The 1,590-nt window shown below is 76.0% G+C and carries 1 pseudogene; it reads left to right on the plus strand.

The features are described from left to right. A pseudogene (locus ACTUAL_RS03145) lies at positions 1-1,590 on the plus strand ((2,3-dihydroxybenzoyl)adenylate synthase); the annotation flags it as partial.

Below are 1,590 nucleotides of genomic sequence, written 5' to 3' on the forward strand. Positions count from 1 at the left end.
CGCGGACCCCACCGGGCACGGCCACCAGCGCGACCACACCCCGTGGCCGCCGGAGTTCGTCGAGCGGTACCGGGCCGCCGGGCACTGGGCCGGGCGGACGCTCGGGGCGCTGCTCGGCGACACCGCGCGCGAGCACCCCACCCGCACCGCCGTCGTCGGCGAGCGGGACGGCGTCACCTCGCGGTGGTCGTACGCGGAGCTGGACGAGCGGGCGCACCGGGTCGCCGCCGGACTCGTCGCGCGCGGCATCGGCGCCGGGGACCGGGTGGTGCTGCAACTGCCGAACGTCCCGGAGTTCCTGCCGGTGGTGTTCGGGCTGTGGCGGGCGGGCGCGTGGCCGGTGTTCGCGCTCCCGGCGCACCGGCGGAGCGAGCTGACGCACTTCGCGCGCCAGTCCGAGGCCGTCGCGATCATCACCACGGGCGTGCACGAGCGGCACGACCACGCGGCCACCGCGCGGGACGTGGCGGCCGAGGCGCCCTCGGTGCGGGACGTGCTCGTGGTGGGCACGCCCGAGTTCACCGACCTGGCGTCGACGCCGCCGCGCGAGCTGCCCGAGCCCGATCCGTCGGGCGTGGCGTTCCTCCAGCTCTCCGGGGGCAGCACGGGACTGCCGAAGCTGATCCCGCACACCCACGACGACTACCTGTGCAGCGTCCGGGAGAGCGCCCGGATCTGCGAGCTGACCGGGGAGAGCGTGTACCTGGTCGCACTCCCGGTGGCGCACAACTACCCGATGAGCAGCCCCGGCGTCCTCGGCGCGGTCCACGCGGGCGCGACGATCGTGCTGGCCCCGCGCCCGGACGCGGACACCGCGTTCCGGCTGATCGAGGCCGAGGGCGTCACGATCACCGGCGTGGTGCCGCCGCTGGCCGCCGCGTGGACCCAGGCCGCCGCCCGCACCGACCGCGATCTGTCCACGTTGGACGTTCTGCTGGTCGGCGGCGCGAAGTGCGGCCGGGAGCTGGCCGCGCGGATCGGGCCCGCGCTGGACTGCCGGTTGCAGCAGGTGTTCGGCATGGCCGAGGGCCTGGTCTGCTACACCCGGCTGGACGAGCCGGAGGAGCTGGCGCTCACCACGCAGGGCCGCCCGATCTCCGAGGACGACGAGGTGCGCGTGGTCGCCCCGGACGACCCGGCCGCGCCCTCGCACGCCGAGGTGCCGCCGGGCGAGGTGGGCGCGCTGCTCACCAGGGGGCCTTACACGATCCGGGGCTACTACCGGGCCGACGCGCACAACGCGACCGCGTTCACCGAGGACGGCTTCTACCGGACCGGGGACCTGGTGCGGCGCCTGCCGTCCGGGCACCTGGAGGTGGTGGGCCGGGCCAAGGAGCAGATCAACCGGGGCGGGGAGAAGGTCGCCGCCGAGGAGGTCGAGGACCACCTGATGGCGCACCCGCTGGTGCTGGACGCGGCGGTGGTCGCGGTGCCGGACGCCTACCTGGGCGAGCGGACCTGCGCCTAGGTGGTGCCGGTGCCGGGCGGCGCGGAGCCGACCGGGCCGCAGCTGCGCCGGTTCGTGCGCGAGCGGGGCGTGGCCGCGTTCAAGGTGCCGGACCTGGTGCGGGTGGTTCCGGAGTTCCCCGT

It is taken from the genome of Actinosynnema sp. (assembly GCF_052038725.1).